The organism is Clostridium sp. RTP31139st1_H3_RTP31139_211217 (genome assembly GCF_040227035.1).
Taxonomy (GTDB): domain Bacteria; phylum Bacillota; class Clostridia; order Clostridiales; family Clostridiaceae; genus Clostridium; species Clostridium saudiense.
In genome coordinates, this window is record NZ_JBCOAB010000024.1 from 20,476 (window position 1) to 40,607 (window position 20,132).

Annotated in this window: 19 protein-coding genes; 18 read left to right on the forward strand and 1 reads right to left on the reverse strand. The window is 28.6% G+C overall.

The features are described 5' to 3' along the window. The first annotated feature begins 91 nt into the window (after positions 1–91). From ABUA17_RS11060 to rho, 10 genes are all read left to right on the forward strand, one after another. Positions 92–1,660 (forward strand): DUF3794 and LysM peptidoglycan-binding domain-containing protein, encoded by a 1,569-nt coding sequence (locus ABUA17_RS11060; protein WP_042399441.1) that lies wholly within the window; start codon positions 92–94, stop codon positions 1,658–1,660. Between the two features lie 108 nt (positions 1,661–1,768). Continuing rightward, positions 1,769–2,602, forward strand: coding sequence for a cyanophycinase (locus tag ABUA17_RS11065; RefSeq protein ID WP_042399443.1), 834 nt, complete (start codon positions 1,769–1,771; stop codon positions 2,600–2,602). Beyond that, positions 2,586–5,201 carry a cyanophycin synthetase gene (gene cphA, locus ABUA17_RS11070; protein WP_042399446.1) on the forward strand — a complete coding sequence of 872 codons (2,616 nt, stop codon included), beginning with the start codon at positions 2,586–2,588 and terminating at the stop codon, positions 5,199–5,201. The genes ABUA17_RS11065 and cphA overlap by 17 nt, the downstream gene beginning before the upstream one ends. Before the next feature lie 127 nt (positions 5,202–5,328). Beyond that, on the forward strand, positions 5,329–6,174 hold the full coding sequence (ispE, locus tag ABUA17_RS11075; protein WP_055291658.1) for a 4-(cytidine 5'-diphospho)-2-C-methyl-D-erythritol kinase: 846 nt from the start codon (positions 5,329–5,331) through the stop codon (positions 6,172–6,174). A 74-nt stretch (positions 6,175–6,248) separates the two neighbouring features. Continuing rightward, positions 6,249–6,935 carry a stage II sporulation protein R gene (spoIIR, locus tag ABUA17_RS11080; RefSeq protein WP_042399452.1) on the forward strand — a complete coding sequence of 229 codons (687 nt, stop codon included), beginning with the start codon at positions 6,249–6,251 and terminating at the stop codon, positions 6,933–6,935. Between the two features lie 13 nt (positions 6,936–6,948). Further along, a complete protein-coding gene (locus ABUA17_RS11085; RefSeq protein WP_055291657.1) occupies positions 6,949–7,938 on the forward strand; it encodes a DUF814 domain-containing protein in 990 nt (329 codons plus the stop codon). Positions 7,939–7,947: 9 nt separating this feature from the next. Continuing rightward, the gene (locus ABUA17_RS11090; RefSeq protein ID WP_042399459.1) at positions 7,948–8,364 is read left to right on the forward strand and encodes a YwiB family protein; all 417 of its coding nucleotides are present in this window, start codon (positions 7,948–7,950) and stop codon (positions 8,362–8,364) included. 92 nt (positions 8,365–8,456) lie between these two features. Further along, positions 8,457–8,777: a hypothetical protein gene (locus ABUA17_RS11095; protein WP_042399462.1), complete on the forward strand. Its 321-nt coding sequence runs from the start codon at positions 8,457–8,459 to the stop codon at positions 8,775–8,777. Positions 8,778–8,927: 150 nt separating this feature from the next. Continuing rightward, a complete protein-coding gene (gene pyrG / locus ABUA17_RS11100; protein WP_042399464.1) occupies positions 8,928–10,532 on the forward strand; it encodes a CTP synthase in 1,605 nt (534 codons plus the stop codon). A 282-nt stretch (positions 10,533–10,814) separates the two neighbouring features. Next, positions 10,815–12,221, forward strand: coding sequence for a transcription termination factor Rho (gene rho, locus ABUA17_RS11105; RefSeq protein ID WP_410250031.1), 1,407 nt, complete (start codon positions 10,815–10,817; stop codon positions 12,219–12,221). A gap of 167 nt (positions 12,222–12,388) precedes the next feature. On the opposite strand, the gene rpmE is transcribed toward rho, so the two are convergent. Continuing rightward, positions 12,389–12,595, reverse strand: a complete 207-nt coding sequence (gene rpmE, locus ABUA17_RS11110) for a 50S ribosomal protein L31 (RefSeq protein ID WP_005212373.1) — start codon at positions 12,593–12,595, stop codon at positions 12,389–12,391. A 164-nt stretch (positions 12,596–12,759) separates the two neighbouring features. On the opposite strand from rpmE, the gene ABUA17_RS11115 reads away from it, so the two are divergent. From ABUA17_RS11115 to ABUA17_RS11150, 8 genes are all read left to right on the forward strand, one after another. Beyond that, on the forward strand, positions 12,760–13,344 hold the full coding sequence (locus ABUA17_RS11115) for a thymidine kinase (protein WP_042399472.1): 585 nt from the start codon (positions 12,760–12,762) through the stop codon (positions 13,342–13,344). 20 nt (positions 13,345–13,364) lie between these two features. Next, positions 13,365–15,119 carry a peptide chain release factor N(5)-glutamine methyltransferase gene (prmC, locus tag ABUA17_RS11120; protein WP_042399475.1) on the forward strand — a complete coding sequence of 585 codons (1,755 nt, stop codon included), beginning with the start codon at positions 13,365–13,367 and terminating at the stop codon, positions 15,117–15,119. 233 nt (positions 15,120–15,352) lie between these two features. Then, entirely contained in the window at positions 15,353–16,438 is a 1,086-nt protein-coding gene (prfA, locus tag ABUA17_RS11125; protein WP_042399477.1) for a peptide chain release factor 1, read from the forward strand. 51 nt (positions 16,439–16,489) lie between these two features. Beyond that, positions 16,490–17,077, forward strand: a complete 588-nt coding sequence (locus ABUA17_RS11130) for a hypothetical protein (protein WP_042399479.1) — start codon at positions 16,490–16,492, stop codon at positions 17,075–17,077. A gap of 20 nt (positions 17,078–17,097) precedes the next feature. Further along, positions 17,098–18,147, forward strand: coding sequence for an L-threonylcarbamoyladenylate synthase (locus ABUA17_RS11135; RefSeq protein ID WP_195951386.1), 1,050 nt, complete (start codon positions 17,098–17,100; stop codon positions 18,145–18,147). 95 nt (positions 18,148–18,242) lie between these two features. Beyond that, the gene (rpiB, locus tag ABUA17_RS11140) at positions 18,243–18,692 is read left to right on the forward strand and encodes a ribose 5-phosphate isomerase B (RefSeq protein WP_042399483.1); all 450 of its coding nucleotides are present in this window, start codon (positions 18,243–18,245) and stop codon (positions 18,690–18,692) included. Between the two features lie 51 nt (positions 18,693–18,743). Further along, the gene (gene upp / locus ABUA17_RS11145) at positions 18,744–19,373 is read left to right on the forward strand and encodes a uracil phosphoribosyltransferase (RefSeq protein WP_042399484.1); all 630 of its coding nucleotides are present in this window, start codon (positions 18,744–18,746) and stop codon (positions 19,371–19,373) included. Between the two features lie 230 nt (positions 19,374–19,603). Continuing rightward, complete coding sequence (locus ABUA17_RS11150; protein ID WP_055277774.1) at positions 19,604–20,101, forward strand: deoxycytidylate deaminase; 498 nt, start codon at positions 19,604–19,606, stop codon at positions 20,099–20,101. The last annotated feature ends 31 nt before the right edge of the window (positions 20,102–20,132 follow it).

Consider the following 20,132-nt stretch of genomic DNA (forward strand, 5'->3'; position numbering starts at 1 on the left):
AAAAATTAGTAAACAGTTTGCCTATATTAGAATAAATATATATTTAGAGAATATAAATTATAGTAGGTATATACTATGGAGGAGGGATAGGATGTCTCAGATAGATGTTATTAAAGAAAGTGTTCAAAATGAACAACTAATAAGAGAAAGCTCTACTAATAATGTATTAAAAGGTGAATATTTAATAAAGGACTCACATCCAGATGTTCATCAAATTTTAGGAATAGAAGCAAAGGCAACTATTACTAACAAAGAAATACTAGCAGACAAAATAATGATAGAAGGTCAAATTAATTATTCTGTCATGTACTTATCTGAAGATGAAAGTAAGGTAACTAGTATAAATTCTGTTTGTTTATCAGAAAAATTCGCTGACTATCTTGATATTAATGCTGAAGAACATAAAGTCATTTGTGAAGTAGAGTGCATAATAGAACATATTCAAGCTAGTATAATGAATGAACGTAAGATTGCTATTGACGGAATAAGAACAACAAAATGGCTATTGTATAAAATTTGCGAATTTGAATTTGTAAAGGAAATAGAAGGTAGAGATGATATACAAATTAAGAGAAAAAGTGAAGAAATAAACCAATTGAAATGTGAAAAAGAAATAGAGATAATGGGCAAATCTATGATTAAAGTAACAATGGATAAGCCTGAGATTGAAGAAATATTAGCATCTTCATTGAATTTGCATAAAAAAGAAGTAAAGCTTGGCGAAGGTAAAATTTACTTTGGTTGCTATTGTAAGATAGAGGTTTTATGTAGAGGTAAAGAAGAAAATGATATTTTCTTACTACAAGATGATGTTTATTTATCTAAAGAGGAAGAGGCTATTGGAGTTAATGGCGATATGATTGCGACTAATCAAATGGAAATAGTAAATTCAGATAGTATAATAACAGCAGATGATTTAGGCGAGAATAGAGTTATTAATGTTGAGTTTAATGTAAAAGGAACTGTTAAGGTTATATCTAAAGAAATAATTGATGTTATTAAAGATGCATATTCACCAACACAATCAATTGAATTAACAAAGAAAAAATATGATATTGGAATAGTGCAAGGAGTAGTACCATCAGAATTAATAATAAAAGATAATTTATATCCAAAAAACGAGGATGAAAAAATTTCTTGTGTAGTTTGGACAGGCGGTTGTCCTTTAATTACTGAAACTTCTATTGAAGATGATAAGGTTAAGATTGAAGGTATAGTAAAAGTACAAGTTCTTTATAAGGTGGCAGAAGAGGAATGTAAGTTAGATATGTGTAGTGGAGAGATTCCATTTACATCAGTAATTGATTTAAAGGGTATTAAACCTGATATGAGTGCTATCTGTAAAGTTAAGTTGGAAAATTTAGATGGAACTGTTGAAGCTAATACAATAGGAATAAGAGCAACATTATCACTATTAGCTAAAGCTTACTATAAGATTGAAAAGGAATGGATAGTTGATATTCAAGAAGGAGAAGCAGAGAAAGAATGTAAAAAGGCATCAGTAACAATATACGTTGTTACTAGTGGTGATACATTATGGGAATTAGCTAAGAAATATAATACTACAATGGATTCATTGATTAAAATTAACGAATTAGAAAGTCCAGAGGCATTAGTTGAAGGAAAGAAGATAATAATACCTGGCAAATGTAAATTTTAATATTATTTAAGTTATAGGCCATTACAGCTTGATGTAATGGCCTTTTTCTATATGAATATATTTTGTTGTATTGGATAAAATAAGAAATACATGATATGAGGTGATAATTTGAGTGAAAAAATAAGTGGCAATTTAATTATAATTGGCGGAGCTGAAGATAAGAAGGGAAAGAAAGAGATACTAAAAAGGGTAGCAAAATATATTGATCCCAATAAAGACAAAATGCTAATAGCAACTATAGCAACAGAATACCCTGAAAAAAGCTATGAGAATTATAAAACTATATTTAATAATTTAGGTATAAAAAACATTGAAAAATTAGATATAAGTGTGAGAGAAGAGGCTTTTGAGAAAGAGAATATTGATTTAATTAAGGAAGCAGATTTATTATTTTTTACAGGTGGAGACCAATTAAGGATAACTAGTATGATAGGAGGAAGTCCAGTGTATGATGCTATTAAAGAATTATGTATTAATGGTGGTATTATTGCAGGAACATCAGCAGGGGCTTCTGTTATGAGCGATACAATGATTGTAGAAGGAAATGATGAAGAATCACCACATAAATGCACATTAAAAATGTCACCAGGATTAGGTCTAGTAAAAAATATAATAATAGATCAGCATTTTGCTCAAAGAGGAAGAATAGGAAGATTGCTTACTGCAATTGCTCAGAATCCCGAAGTATTAGGAATAGGTATAGATGAAGATACTGCAATATTAGTAAGTGATAAAGGAACAGCAGAAGTAATTGGCTCGGGAGCGGTATATTTTATTGATGGAAGCTGTATTGATTATAGTAATGTTTCAGAACAATATAGCGAAGAAGTACTCAGCATGTTTAATGTTAAACTGCATGTATTAAAAGAAGGAAATAGATTTAATCTATTAAAAAAGGTACCTTTTGAGGAGGATAAGGATTTTTATGAAAATCATAGATAGTACTGTTTATGATGGTAGAAATATTCATTCACATAAGAAATGTATAGTGTTAGACGTTGATTTGGAGGGATATTCGGAAATACCAAGCAAAGACATTAAAGGATTTAATGAAAAATTAGTGAAGTTACTTCCAATATTATATACACACAGATGTGGTATAGATGAAGAAGGCGGATTTGTTAAGCGATTAAAAGAAGGAACATATCTTGCACATATTTGCGAGCATATGATTATTGCCATGCATAATATTCTCGGAATGGATATAGCTTATGGAAAAGCTAGAGAAATTGAAGGTGATAAATATATTGTTGTATTTCAATATGAGTATCCAAGAGCAGGACTTGAGATAGGGAGGCTTGCTGTAGATATTATTAATTCATTTATAGAAAATAAAAATATATTATTTGATGACAGACTTAACGTAATAAAAAATATATTAAATGAGGAACTAATAGGACCTAGTTCATTTGAAATTTGTAATGCTGCGCAAAAAGTTGGTATGCCTATTTTGAAAATTGGGAATAGTGGATTTTATCAAATTGGATATGGAAAACAAGGTAGAATAATAGAATCAGCTATTAGTAACTCAACTAGTTGTGTTGCAGCTGATATTTCTTGTGATAAATTACTTACTAAAGAAATACTTAGAATACAGAACCTGCCTATTTCTAGGGGGGAGAAGGTAAGTAATATTATAGGGTTATTAAAAGCTGCAGAAAACTTAGAATATCCGGTTGTATTAAAACCTGAGTTTGGAAGTAAGGGTAGAGATGTAATACTAAAGATAAAAACTGATAAAGAATTGGTGGATTCTTATCAGAAGTTAACTAAAAAATATAAGGATATAATAATAGAAAAATATTACGAAGGCGATGACTATAGAGTATGTGTTATAAATAATAAAGTTGTTGCTGTATCAAAGAGAATTCCACCATATATTATAGGTGATGGAATAAAATCAATAAATCAGCTTATAAATGATTTGAACAGTGATGAAAGAAGAGGCGAAGATCATGAAAAGCCACTTACTAAAATTAAAATAGATGATGAAGTTATTAGAAATTTAAATATAAATAATTATGGAATAAATTCAATTTTAGAAAAAGGTAAAAAGCTAATTTTAAGACAAAATTCAAACTTATCAACAGGTGGAATAGCTGTTGATTGTACTGATGATATTTCAGAGGAAAATAAAGAAATATGTATAAGAGCAGCTAAGGCTATTGGATTAGATATTTGTGGTGTAGATATTTGCACAAAGAGTATTAAAAAATCATTACTTGAAGAAGGTGCGATAATAGAAGTTAATGCAGCACCAGGATTAAGAATGCATTCATATCCTGCTATTGGAAAGAAAAGAAATGTTGGAATTGAAATAGTTAATATGATGTATAATAATAATCCTAAGAATATACCTGTTATTTCAATTACAGGCACAAATGGAAAAACTACAACTACAAGGATTATAAATAGTACATTATCAAAAATGGGATATTGTGTTGGAATGACTAGTACAGATGGTATTTATATAAATGGAGCATGTATAGATAATGGTGATGATACTGGATTTGAAAGTGCAAAGTGTGTATTGTTTAATAAAGATGTTGACGTAGCTGTTTTAGAAACGGCAAGAGGTGGTATAATAAGGAAAGGATTAGCTTATGATTTGGCTGATGTTGCAGTAATAACCAATATTACTGAAGATCACTTAGGGTTAAATAGAGTTAATACAATGGAAGATTTATGTATGGTGAAATCTTTAGTAGCAGAAGCTGTTAAAGAAGATGGTTATGTTGTAATAAATGCAGATGATGAATGGAGTAAAAAGATAATAAGTAGAATCAATGCGAATATAATTTATTTTTCAAAGGATTATAATAACGAATTAATAATAAATAATGAATCTAAAAATAGTATAGCAGTATATTTAAAAGATGATTATATATGTGTTAAAAATTTTGGAAAAGAATATAAAATAATTAGTGTAAAAAATATACCTATTACATTAAATGGAACTTTAGAATTTAATGTTGAAAATGCAATGGCTGCTTGTGCTGCGCTAGTAGCATTGAAAGTAGATTATGCAATGATAAAAATAGGACTTAGTAATTTTAATTCAAATGAAAACACAGGAAGATTTAATATTTATAATTGCAATGGGGTTAAAATTATTTTAGATTATGGTCATAATATAGAAGGGTATAAAAAAGTACTACCTACATTGAGATATATTACTAACGGAAAAATAACTGGTATAATAGGTGTACCAGGTGATAGAGGAAATTATGTTGCTAAAGAGATTGGTAAAATAAGTGCTAACTATCTTGATAAAATAATAATTAAAGAAGATAAAGATAGACGTGGAAAAAATATAGGAGAAGTTGCTGAAGTAATTAATCAAGGTGTTTTAGAAAGTAAGAATAATATTAAAGCACGAATTATACTAGATGAAGTGAAAGCTTTAGAAGTTGCATTTAATGAATCGATTCCGGGAGATACTATAATTGTATTTTTTGAAAAATTACAACCATTATTAGATTTTATAAAAACTAATCAATCTGATGATGAAAATCTAGGTAATGTTGCTAATTCAATTTAAAGAATACAACAATGACATATTTACTATAGTAAAAATAATATATATAATATATTTTATGAAGTTCAGGGTTTTTGGCTCTGAACTTCAATTTAAAATAGATACTTTCCGGTTGAAAGGATTTGAATATATGAAGATAAAGGCGTATGCAAAGATAAACATTTCCTTAGATGTAGTAGGAAAAAGAAAAGAGGATGGTTATCACCTATTAAGAATGATAATGCAAAACATTGATTTATATGATGAGATATATGTTGAGAAGCGTAAAGAAGGTATAACTATAGATTGTAACAAAAACTATGTACCTACTGATTCAAGAAATTTGGCATATAAGGCGGCAATGTTATTTAAAGAAAAGTATAATATTAAAGAAGGTGTCTATATAAACATCATAAAAAATATTCCTGTTTCAGCTGGATTAGCTGGGGGTAGTACTGATGGGGCAGCAGTATTAAAGCTTATGAATAAGCTTTTTGAAATTAATGCTTCAGATGAAGAATTAATGGAAATGGGTTTAAGCCTTGGTGCTGATATACCTTATTGCATTAAAGGAGGAACTGCTCTTTGTGAGGGAGTTGGAGAGGAAATAACACCTCTAAAGCCGTTTAAAGATAAAATCTTAGTATTGGTTAAACCAAGTTTTGGAGTGTCAACAAAAGAAGTATATAAATCTTTTGATTTAGAAAAAGCAAGAATACATCCAAGAACTGAAAAATTAATTGAAGCTATAGAAAAAGATGATTTATATTATGTTGCAAATAACATGAAAAATTTACTAGAAAATGTTACTTTAAGAAAACATAATGTATTAATTAGAATAAAAGAAGAAATGAATAGATATGGCGCTGTTGGAAGTATGATGAGCGGTAGTGGGCCAAGTGTTTTTGCATTTTTTGATGATATGCTAAAAGCTCAAAGGTGCTACGAAAAGATGAAAGAAAATCATAGAGAAGTATTTTTAACTAGAACTATCTAAAAAATTAAATATTATAATGAAATGAATAAACCCCTTTAAATTGTCAATAATTATTACTAGAAAGGGGTTATGTTATGAAAAGATATATGTATTTTATAATAGTTTTAATTTTAGTAATATTTACATTGAATGGATGTGCTCAAGTTAATAATATAAATAATAATAGTTTAGAGCTTAATGAACTTAATTATGATGATATAAAGGACAAGCTGATTAGATTTCATGTAATAGCAAATAGCGATACAGAAGAAGATCAAAATCTTAAATTAAAAGTAAGAGATAAGGTTGTTGAAGCATTAAGTGAAAAGCTTAAAGGAGTAGAGTCGTTAGAAGAAGCAGAGGAGATTTTAGAAGATAATATTGAATATGTTAATGAAATAGCGAGACAAGTTATTACTAGCAATAATTATGATTATGAAGTAAATACAATGTTATCATATGAAAATTTTCCTAATAAAGTATATGGTGACTATATATTTCCACAGGGAAATTATGAAGCATATAGAGTTATAATAGGTTCAGGACAAGGACAAAATTGGTGGTGTGTAATGTTTCCATCATTATGTTTTGTTGATGAAAGTAAAAGTGATGTTGATTCAACAAAATTAAAAGAGGAAATTGAGAACATTGAACCAAAAGAAGATAAAGAAGAAAATAAAGTAGAAAAAAATACAAGTGATTTAAATAAAGAAGATAATAGTACAAAGAATATTAAAGTAAAATTTAAAATTGTTGAAGTTATTAATGATTTATTTAAATAATTAGGAGGATAAAATGACAAAAGCATTAGCGATGGTTTCAGGTGGATTAGACAGTATATTAGCAGCTAAGTTAATAAAAGAACAAGGTATAGAAGTAGTAGGAGTATGTTTTAGATCATATTTCTTTAGTGAAGCAAGTGCTATTAAAATGACAAAACAAATAGATATACCTTTAATAGTAGTTGATTTTTCACCAGAACATTTTGAATTAGTAAAGAACCCTAAGCATGGTAGAGGAAAAAATATGAATCCATGTATAGATTGCCATGCTATGATGATGAATTATGCAGGGAAATTATTAGAAGAACATAATGCAGATTTTATAATTACTGGAGAAGTATTAAATCAAAGACCGATGTCGCAAAACAGACAAGCTTTAAATATAGTAAAAAAAGAATCAGGATTTGCAAATAAGATATTAAGACCACTATGTGCTAAAAATATAGAACCAACTGAAATGGAGTTAAATGGTTTAGTTGATAGAGAGAAATTACTAGGTATTTCAGGTAGAAGCAGAAAGCCACAAATGGAATTAGCTGCTAAATGGGGAATAACAGAATACCCATCACCAGCAGGGGGATGTAGACTTACTGAGCCTAATTATGCATTAAGATTAAAGGATCTTTTAACATTTAAAGATGAAGTAGAAGAAGATGAATTAAGCTTATTAAGATATGGAAGACATTTTAGAACATCAGATAATAATAAAATAATAGTTGCTAGAACTAAAGAAGAGTCAGAAGCTATTAAGAAGCTTATAAATAAAGAATACTTATCATTCCATGCAACAGATTTTTCAGGAGCATTAGTTTTATTAGATAAGAACGGAACAGAAGATGATAAGGTATTAGCTGCAAGAATGGCTGCAAGATATAGTAAAGGAAGAGAAGAAGAAAAAGTAAAAATAAAATTTGGTATATATGGAACAAAGCTAGACAATCATATAGAAGTAGAACCAATTAATGATAATGAGTTAGAAAAATATATGATTTCTATAAAATAGGAGGAGAATATGGAGAAGAGAGCAATCATATCAGTAAAGAGTTTTTCAGATATTGATCCAAATGAAGCAATAGAAGTTGTAACACCAGGAACTTTTATTATACATGATGAAGGATTTAAGGCTATATATGAAGAATCAGAAATATCAGGAATGGATGGCACGACAACTACATTAAATATAAAAGATAATAGTATGGTACTAGAGAGAGTTGGATCTATAAATACAAATATGGAGTTTAAGGAAGGGGTAACGGCTGTATCTCTATATAATACTCCTTATGGAATTTTAGATTTAAATGTTGATACTAAGAAATTAAAGATAAATATAGATGAAAATGGTGGAGAAATACATTCAAAGTACGTTTTAGGCCTTGAAGGTCAAGAAGGTATAAGTACAGAATTAAGTATTAAAATCAAGGTAAATTAACTTAAATAGGCTTCTGAAAATAAATATATTTTCGGAGGCTTATTTTTATATGTATAAAAGTTTAGTGTAAGGAGAGAATTAAAGAAAATACAATGTTAAAAATAAAGGGTGTGAACAAAATAAATAAATATGAAAATATAATAATGATATTATGTCAATATTACGAAGTAAATTATGAGGAATTTAATAAACTATTAAAGAAAAGGGAAAAGTCATATTTAACAGTATTATTGATGAAAAAATTTAGGTGTTTAAATAGTGAAGGTTTAAAAGAAAAGTTAGGGATTATAAGTAATAGAAGTTTACACTACAAGATTAAAATTGCAGAAGAAAAGATTCTAATTAATAAGAAATTTAGAGATGAATATTTTGAATTAGAAGAAAAAATAAAAGAAAATTTAAAAAATGCATAAAAAACACTAGCCTAAATTAAACTAATGTGATACTATATTATCTATGATTGTTATTGCGCTAGGCAATAAGAGAGGTAATTTAAATTATATCACTATAAAAAGCAATAGTCAATAATAAAAATGAAAAAAATTAGAGCTGGGGGATTATACATGAATACAAAATATGTTTTTGTTACAGGTGGAGTTGTATCAGGATTAGGAAAGGGAATAACAGCAGCTTCATTAGGAAGATTATTAAAAAATAGAGGATTAAAGGTTTCTATACAAAAGTTTGATCCATATTTAAATGTAGATCCAGGAACAATGAGTCCATATCAACATGGAGAAGTTTTTGTAACTGATGATGGTGCAGAAACAGATTTAGATTTAGGGCATTATGAAAGATTTATAGATGAAAATTTAACTCAAAACAGTAATGTTACATCAGGTAGAATTTACTGGTCAGTTATTTCAAAAGAAAGAAGAGGAGAATATCTTGGAGGAACAGTTCAAGTAATACCTCATATAACAAATGCTATTAAAGAAAGAGTGTATAGGGTTGCTAAAGAAAGAGATGTAGATGTTGTAATAACTGAAATAGGAGGAACTGTTGGAGATATTGAATCACAACCATTCCTTGAAGCGATAAGACAAATAAAATATGATGTAGGCAGAGAAAATGTATGCTTTATACATGTTACATTAGTACCTTTCTTAGGAAAATCAGGAGAGCTTAAAACTAAGCCAACTCAACATTCAGTAAAAGAATTAAGAAGTATTGGTATTCAACCAGATATAATAGTTTGTAGATCTGAGAAGGAAATATCAGAAGATTTAAGAAATAAAATAGGATTATTCTGTAATATTGAAGGAAAGTGTGTAATTCAAAATTTAGATGCTGATCATTTATATGAAGTTCCATTAATGTTACATAAAGAAGGATTAGATAGATTAGTAGTAGAAAAATTAGAATTAGGATGTAGAGACATTGATAACAGTGAATGGATTGATATGGTTTCTAGATTGAAGAACCTAAAAGGTAATACTACTATTGCATTAGTAGGAAAATATGTTGAGTTACATGATGCATATTTATCAGTTGTAGAAGCGTTAAGTCATGGCGGATTAGCAAATGGGACTAACGTTGATATTAAATGGGTAAATGCAGTAGATGTTACAGCTGAAAACGTAGAGGAATTATTAGGTGGAGTAGATGGTATTCTTGTACCGGGTGGCTTCGGTGATAGAGGAGTAGAAGGTAAAATAGAAGCTATAAAATATGCTAGAGAAAAGAAAATACCTTTCTTAGGAATTTGTTTAGGTATGCAAACCGCTGTAATTGAATATGCAAGGAATGTATTAGGATATAGTGATGCAAATAGTTCTGAAATAAATCCAGAAACATCATATCCAGTAATAGATTTAATGCCAGAACAAAAGGATATCGAAGACCTAGGGGGAACAATGAGACTAGGATTATATCCATGTAAGTTAGATGAAAATTCAAAAGCTCATGAAGCTTATGAATCAGCATTAATTTACGAAAGACATAGACATAGATATGAATTTAATAATGAATATAGAAAACAAATAATTGAAGCTGGAATGAAAATTACAGGGACAAGTCCTGATGGTAGATTAGTGGAGATTGTAGAAGTGGAAAATCATCCATGGTTTGTAGCAGCGCAATTCCATCCAGAATTAAAATCAAGACCAAATAATCCACATCCTTTATTTAAAGCATTTATAAAAGCAACTTTAAAAGGAGAGGAGTAAAAAAACGAAGGGTTTACCTTCGTTTTTTTTAATAATAAATATATGTTTGTTATAAAAAATATATAAAGTGGATAAGCTTAAAAGAGAAGTTACTATTGTATTTTAAGAATTATTAGTTCATAATTATATATAAATTTAAGTTTATTTTTTAAATTTATAATTTATTTTTGTATGGTTATGTTTCATTTCAAATATATCAAACCTTAAGGTAAATCTAATTTTTATCCCAAATTAATGAAAACTATTGGAGGTGTCATTTTGACAAGAGAAATATACTCTGAGATGACTTTAGTAGAGTTAAAAAACAAAGCTAAAGAACTTGGAATAAAAAACATAAGTAAGTTAAAGAAAAGTGAATTAATAGATGAATTAGTAAAGGTTACACCTAATGCAATTGAAAAAAATGGTGTTGTTTTAAGAGAAAAAATTGCACCTAAGGTAAAAGAACAAGAAAGTATTAATAGTACTTATAATAATTTTGCTAGTAAAGAGAATGCTAATAATATGACAGAAGAACAAAGGGAAGAAAAAAAGGAAAGATTGAAGGTTATGATAAATGAATCAGGTTCTTCTAAAGGGGTTTTAGAAGTTCAAGAAAATAATAACTTTGGTTTTCTAAGATGTAATAATTATTTAACTGGTGAGAATGACATATATGTATCTCCTTCTCAAATTAGAAGATTTAACTTAAGAACTGGTGATGAAGTTCAAGGAAAGGTTAGAGAAGCTAAAGAAGGGGAAAAGTTTAAAGCTCTATTATTCGTAGAAAAAGTTAATGGAGATAATCCAGAAAAAGCTATTGGAAGAAAGAACTTTGAAACATTAACACCAATATATCCAAATGAAAGACTACATTTAGAAACTAGTAACGAAAATGATTTATCTTCTAGGTTAATGGATATAATTTGTCCAATAGGAAAAGGACAAAGAGGAATAATTGTGGCACCACCAAAAGCCGGAAAAACCACTTTGTTAAAAAAGGTTGCACAAAATATTACTATAAATCATCCAGATGTAAAATTAATAGTTTTATTAATAGATGAAAGACCTGAAGAAGTTACAGATATGAAGAGATCTATAAATGGAGATGTAATTTACTCAACATTTGATGAAGAACCACAAAATCATGCTAAAGTAGCTCAGATGGTATTAGAAAGAGCTAAAAGAATGGTAGAGCAAGGTAAGGATGTAGTTATATTATTAGATAGCTTAACAAGATTATCAAGAGCATATAATTTAACTATTACTCCTACTGGAAGAACATTATCAGGTGGATTGGATCCAGGAGCATTAATTATGCCTAAAAAATTCTTTGGAGCAGCAAGAAATATTGAAGAGGGTGGAAGTTTAACAATACTTGCAACAGCTTTAGTTGAAACTGGTTCAAGAATGGATGATATGATTTTCGAGGAATTTAAAGGAACTGGTAATATGGAAGTTCATCTTGATAGAAGACTACAAGAAAGAAGAATATTCCCTGCTATTGACATTTATAAATCAGGAACAAGAAAAGAAGATTTATTATTAAGTGATGAAGAAAAAGAAGTAGCATATGCTATTAGAAAAGTAATGTATAGAGATGGAAACATAGAAAATATTACGGAAAATTTAATAAATATGTTATCAAAAACAAAAAATAACAAAGAATTTATTCAAACTTTCTTAAAAAGTGATGTTTTTAAAAAATAAAAAAACTACATTGAAGGTGTAGTTTGGAATATATCTAGTTAAAAAGAGGCTATATACAAGTATTGTAACAGCCTCTTTTGTTAATTTTATAATAAATGATGAATTGTTTTAAAAATGAAAAAATGAGAAAGAAAATAAAATTCTTTCTCATAAATTCTAACCTAATCTTATTTGTTAAGACCGAACTTCTTGTTGAATTTGTCAACTCTACCGCCGATATCAACGATTTTTTGCTTACCAGTGAAGAATGGGTGGCATTTAGCACATATATCAACTTTTAACTCTTCTTTAACAGAACCAGTTGTGAAAGTATTTCCACATGCGCACTTAACCACAGCATCGTGATGGTATTCTGGATGTATGCCTTGTTTCATTTGATTCACCTCTTTCAAAATACATTCATTGACTTAGCAATGACCTATTGAATTATAGCATAGTCGACAAATACAGTCAATATAGACAGAAAATAAAAACATCTTTTTAAGTATTTCTTAAAATGCTATAATCGAATGAGATACATATGAAGAGGAGAGACATTATGAGCAAATTATATTTTAGATATGGTGCGATGAATTCAGGAAAATCAACAAATCTTATGCAGGTTGCATATAATTATGAAGAGCGTGGAATGAAGGTTTTATTAATTAAACCATCTACTGATAAAAAAGGTGGAGATAAACTAGTTTCTAGACTTGGTGTAGAAAGAAAAGTCGACTTATTAATTAATGATGATCAAAATATATATAATGAAGTGAAAAAATGGCAAGATGAAAAGTACAAAATTGATTGTATTTTAGTAGATGAAGTGCAATTTTTTAAAGCATACCAAATAGATCAACTTTTTGAAATAGCAGTTTGTTTAGATATACCGGTTATATGTTATGGTCTTAGAACAGATTTTAAAATGCAAGGATTTGAAGGAAGTACAAGATTATTATTATTAGCACATAGTATTGAAGAATTAAAAACCATTTGTAAATGTGGGAAAAAAGCAATATTAAACGGAAGAAAAATAAATGGTAAATTTGTATTTGAGGGTGAACAAGTAGCAATAGATAATATAGATAATGTTGAATATGAATCATTATGCGGTCATTGTTACTTTAAATTTAAAAATCAATAAAAGGGTGAGAGTGTGATTTTATGAAAAAGTGTGATGTCGGAGGGCAAGCTATAATTGAGGGAGTTATGATGAGAGGTTCTAAAGGATTAGCTACAGCTATAAGAACTCCCAGTGGAAAAATTGAAGTAAATGTAAAGAAAACTAAGCCAATAACAAAAAAATATAAATTTTTAAATATTCCTATTATTAGAGGAGCAGTTGTATTAATAGATTCATTGATAGTTGGGATTAAAACATTAAATTATTCCGCTAGTTTTTTTGAAGAAGATGAGGAAGAATCAAAATTTGATATTTGGTTAAAAGAAAAATTAGGTGATAAAGGTGCAAATGATTTATTAGTTACTTTTACTATGATGATTTCACTTTTAGTTGCAGCTGGGCTATTTTTAGGAATTCCTACGGCAATTGCATCTTTGTTTAAAAATACTGGAATTTCTTCAGTAGCGTTAAATTTAATTGAAGCTATAATAAGAATAGCTATATTAATTACTTATATGTTTTTAATAAGTAAATTAGATGATATTTATAGAGTATTTCAATATCATGGAGCAGAACATAAAACTATTTTCTGCTATGAAGCTGATGAAAAGCTTACAGTAGAAAATGTAAGGAAGTTTGGAAGATTACATCCAAGGTGTGGTACTAATTTCTTATTTTTAACTATGCTTGTTAGTGTTATATTATTTTCATTAACTGGTTGGGGTGGATTTTGGCAAAGATTAATATTAAGAATAGTATTGATGCCTATAGTTGCAGGAATAACTTACGAAATTATTAAATGGCTAGGGAGAACAGAAAGTAAATTGGGAAAAATAATTGCATATCCAGGATTAAAATTACAAGAACTTACAACAAAAGAACCTGATGATGCTCAATTAGAAGTGGCAATAGAATCTTTAAAAGCAGCAGAAGGAATTGAATATAAGAAGAAAATAGGGGAATTATTAATAGATGGAAATAAAATATTAAAGGAAGCTAATATAGATACTTATATTTTAGATACACAACTATTATTAGGAAAAGTATTAGGTAAAGATAAATTACATTTGATTACTAATAAGGAAGAAGAAGTAAGTAAGTTTAAGGAAAGAGAATTTTACTCTTTAATTGAAAAGAGAAAAAATAAAATGCCTATAAGCTATATTTTAAAAACAACTGAATTTATGGGCTTAGACTTACATGTAGAAGAAGGAGTATTAATACCAAGAGGGGATACTGAGATACTAGTAGAAGAAACTCTTAAATTTATGGATGAAGATAAAGAGTATGAAGTTTGTGATTTGTGTTGTGGAAGTGGCGCTATAGGTATATCTATTGCACATTTTAGAGAGAATACTAAGGTAGATTTAATTGATTACTATGATGTTCCTGAGAAGGTAACAAAAAGAAATATTGTAAAACAAAAGTTAAGTAATAGAGCTAAATTTATAAAGAGCGATTTATTAAATGAAGTTATAAATCAGCAAAAGAAATATGATATATTAGTATCGAATCCTCCTTATATTAAGGAAGAAGTTATTGATACCTTAATGGAAGATGTTAAAGATTATGAACCACATACAGCTTTAAGTGGTGGAAATGATGGATTAGATTTCTATAGAAGAATTGTAGATGATAGCGATAAAATATTAAAGGAAAATGGTATTCTTGCATTTGAAATTGGCCATGATCAAGGTGAGGAAGTTAGCAATTTAATGATTGAAAAAGGTTATAAAAATGTTAGAGTAGTTAAAGACTTAGCTGGACTTGACAGAGTTGTTATAGGAAATATTTAGGTTTAGTTAATAGTTAATAGTTAATAGTTAATAGTTAATAGTTAATGGTAAAACTCTTAACAGAGTTTTTTAACTATATATTTTAAATTCAGCTTAGTCGAATTTATTCATTAACTATTAACTATAATAACTAGATTGTTGTGCAATTTAGTTATTATATGTGAAGCTTGATAAGTACATAATGGTTATGTTATAATATTTCAATATGAAAAAATACAGTACGGAGTGATATTATGTTATTAGATAAATTAGCATTTACGGAAAATAAATACGAAGAACTATCAGTTAAAATATCAGATCCTTCAATAATGGCTAACCAAAAAGAATGGAGAAAGCTATGTAAGGAGCACGCTGATTTAGAAATAATCGTAACAGCTTATAGAGAATATAAGAAAGTTGTTGAAGATTTAGAAGCTAATAAAGAAATGTTAGAAGAGGAATCAGATAAAGAAATGAGAGAAATGTTATCTGAAGAAATTTCTTTATTAAAAGAGCAAGAAGAAGAACTAGAAAATAAGATTCAAATTCTTTTATTACCTAAAGATCCTAATGATGACAAGAACGTATTTGTTGAAATTAGAGCTGGTGCTGGAGGAGATGAAGCAGCGTTATTTGCAGCTAATCTTTTCAGAATGTACACTAGATATGCTGAATCTCAAAGATGGTCAGTTGAACTAATGAGTTCAAATGAAAATGATCTTGGTGGGTTTAAAGAAGTTGTATTTATGATTAAAGGTAACGGAGCTTATTCAAAGTTAAAATATGAAAGTGGTGTACATAGAGTTCAAAGAGTACCTGACACAGAAAGTTCAGGAAGAATACACACTTCAACAGCTACAGTAGCTGTATTACCAGAAGTTGATGATGTTGAAATAGAAATCAATGATAAAGATTTAAGAATTGACGTTTATAGATCTTCAGGTAATGGAGGACAATGTGTTAATACAACTGATTCAGCAGTTAGAATTACTCATATTCCAACAGGTACAGTTGTAGCTTGTCAAGATGAAAAGTCACAGCTTAAAAATAAAGAAAAAGCTATGAAGGTTTTAAGAGCAAGATTATATGAAGTTGCTGAAGCTGAAAGACTTGCTGGAATCGCTGAAGATAGAAAGAGTCAAGTAGGAACAGGGGATAGAAGTGAAAGAATAAGAACTTATAACTATCCACAAGGAAGAGTTACTGATCATAGAATTGGATTAACATTATATAAATTAGATAGTTTCATGAATGGAGATATTGAAGAAGTTATTAATGCTTTAATTACTGCAGATCAAGCAGAAAAAATGCAGGCAATGGGTAATACTGATTCAATATAAGATTAAAAGCCTTGCATTGGATAATGTAAGGCTTTTAAAATAGGTGATTACATGAAAATAGAAAAAGCATTAAAAAAACAAAAGTTTCATAATAAGATATTTTATATAATTATGATATTATTAGCAGTGTTTCTTCCATTATGTACTTATTTAGCTTATATTAATTCAACAATAATGCTAACCTTTCTAGCATTGATAGAAGTTTTAATTTGCATAGCATTAATAAATAAAATTAATAAATCTACTCTTAAGTTTTCTATTTATAATAATAAATTGAAAATAAAAAATGGGTTATTTTTAAGTTATAGTTTAATTCAATGCGATAAAGTAGCTATTGTACATACTAATAAAAGTAATGAAGATATGGAAATAATTATTATTACACCTGTAAGGTATAAAAATAAAAAATTACATCCTATTTCAAAAGATTTTATGAGAAAAAATAAAGAAGCTGCAGATGAGTATTTAAGAATAAAAAAGATACGTCAAGATTGCTTATATTATTTTCAGGTTATTAATTGTGGTGAATTAAATAAGTATGTATTGTTAGATAACATTTATAGAAATTGTGTTAATGCAGTATATACGTCTTCAGCTATAGAGAACATAAAAATAGCGCGAGGACAAAAAGAAATTTAAAGAAAGAAGGTAAGTCTTTTATGGAAACAAAGGTTGCCATAATAAAAGATATAAATAAGGATATTAAATTTATAGAAGAAGCTGGTGCTATCATTAGAGATGGTGGAACTGTAGCTTTTCCGACTGAAACTGTATATGGATTAGGAGCAAATGCTTTAGATGAAGAGGCTGTAAAGAAGATTTTCATTGCTAAAGGGAGACCGCAAGATAATCCATTAATTGTACATGTTTGTTCAAAGAATATATCCGAATTAGTTAAAGAAGTGCCAGAAGTAGCACAAAGAATGATTGATAAATTTTGGCCAGGACCTTTAACAATTATATTAGAAAAGAATGATATTATTCCAAATATGACAAGTGCAAACCTTAATACTGTTGGAATAAGAATGCCAAGTTCTGAAATTGCTCTTAAGCTTATAGAATTATCAAAAAGACCAATTGCAGCACCTTCAGCTAATATTTCAGGTAGACCAAGTCCAACAGAGGTTGAAAGATGTATTGAGGACCTAAATGGTAAGGTTGATTATATAATTGGTGGAGAAAGTAGTGATATAGGAGTTGAATCAACTATAATTGACTGTACAGTAAATCCACCATTAGTATTAAGACCAGGTGGTATTACTTTAGAAATGCTTAAAGAAATAGATTCTAATATTGAAATCGATAGTGCTTTAAAATCGAAGCCAACTGAAAATTTTAAACCAAAGGCACCAGGAATGAAGTATAGACATTATGCGCCTAAAGCACATTTAAAAATAATTAAAGGGAAAAATGAAAAAACTATTGAAATAATCAATGAAATATTAGAAAATTATATAGAAAAAGGTAATGATGTAGCTATATTAACTACAGATGAAAATTTAAATAAATTTAATAGCGGAAAAGTAATATCATTAGGAAGTGAATATAATTTAAACGAAATTGCAAAAAATCTTTTTGAGACGTTAAGAAAATGTGATGACTTAGGAGTTCAACATATCTTATGTCAAGGATTTGAAGAAAAAGGCGTTGGTCTTGCAATAATGAATAGATTAAATAAAGCTGCAGGTTATGATATTTTAGAAGTGTAAATAAGGAGGATGGGGGAGCCTATTCTTCTTTTTTTATAAATAATTAATGTAATAATGTTAGTTATTACATAATAAATAATAGAAAGGTTGGTTTTATGAAAATTGCATTAGGTTGTGACCATGGTGGATTAAATTTAAAAGCAGAAATAGCTAATTATTTAAAATCTCAAAACATTGAGTTTAAGGATTTCGGAACTTATACAGAAGAATCTTGTGACTATGCTGATATAGCATTACCAGTAGCTGAAGCAGTAGTAGCTAAAGAATTTGATTTTGGTATATTAATTTGTGGAACTGGAATAGGAATAGGAATTGCAGCAAATAAGGTACCAGGAATAAGAGCTGCACTTTGCTCTGATACATTCAGCGCTCATGCAACTAGAGAGCATAATGATGCTAACATATTAACTATGGGAGAAAGAGTTGTTGGTAAGGGATTAGCAATAGACATAGTAAAAGCATTTTTAGGGGCTGAATTTGAAGGCGATAGACATGCAAGAAGAATAAATAAAATCACTGAAATTGAAAAAAAATACTCTAAATAATAGGGAGTAATTTAAATAATCTTTAAAGGTTTTACTAGGAGGAAGAAGATAATGAGTAAAGTAACAGAAATTAAGCATCCATTGATATTACATAAATTAGCATATATTAGAAGTAAAGATACTGGATCAAAATATTTTAGAGAATTAGTAGAAGAAGTTTCTATGTTAATGGCATATGAAGTAACAAGAGATTTAGAAACTGAAGAAGTAGAGGTAGAAACACCAATATGTAAGACTAAATGTCAAATGTTAGCTGGTAAGAAGATGGCTATAGTTCCAATATTAAGAGCAGGTCTTGGAATGGTAGATGGAATATTAAATTTAATACCAGCAGCTAAAGTTGGGCATATTGGATTATATAGAGATGAGGAAACACTTCAACCAGTAGAGTATTTCTGTAAGTTACCACAAGATATAGCTGAAAGAGATATAATAGTAGTAGATCCAATGTTAGCAACAGGTGGTTCTGCAGCTGATGCAATCTCTTTATTAAAGAAAAGAGGAGCTAAAAAGATTAGATTAATGTGTTTAATTTCTTCTCCAGAAGGTGTTAAACTTGTTCAAGAACAACATCCAGATGTTGATATATACTTAGCTTCTATTGATGAAAAATTAAATGAAAAAGGATATATTGTACCAGGTCTTGGTGATGCTGGAGATAGACTTTTCGGAACTAAATAATAAAAAGCGAAGACTAAGTCTTCGCTTTTTAATTAAATTACAAACAAGTTAGTTTAGTTAATAGTTAATAGTTAATAGTTAATAGTTAATAGTTAATAGTTAATAGTTAATAGTTAATAGTTAATGTAGAAATTCCTATGGGAGTTTCTTATTAATAATATATTTTTAAATTCAGCTTTGCTGAATTTATTTCTATAATTATTAAATAAAAAAGCAAAGGAGTGAAAGTTATGGCAAAAAGAGAAGGATACTTATCATGGGATGATTATTTTATGTCTGTAGCATTATTATCAGGAAAGAGAAGCAAAGATCCTAGCACACAGGTTGGGGCCTGTATTGTAAATAGAAATAATATAATTGAAAGCATAGGATACAATGGGTTACCTAAAGGATGTTCTGATGATGAATTTTCATGGGAAAAAGAAGGGGAAACATTGAATACGAAATATCCATTTGTTGTTCATGCAGAGTTAAATGCAATATTAAATGCAAAGGGTAAAGATTTATCGGGGTGTAAGATATATGTTGCATTATTTCCATGTAATGAATGTGCAAAAGCAATAATACAATCAGGAATTAGTGAAGTTGTCTATTTAAGTGACAAGTATGCGGATACTGATTCAGTAAAGGCTTCTAAAAGAATGTTCAAATGCGCTGGAGTTGCTCTGAATCAGTTAATTCCAACTCACGAAAAAATAGAGCTATCTTTAAATATAAAAGATATTTAATTGCTTGATAATTTAATAACACATTAAATAA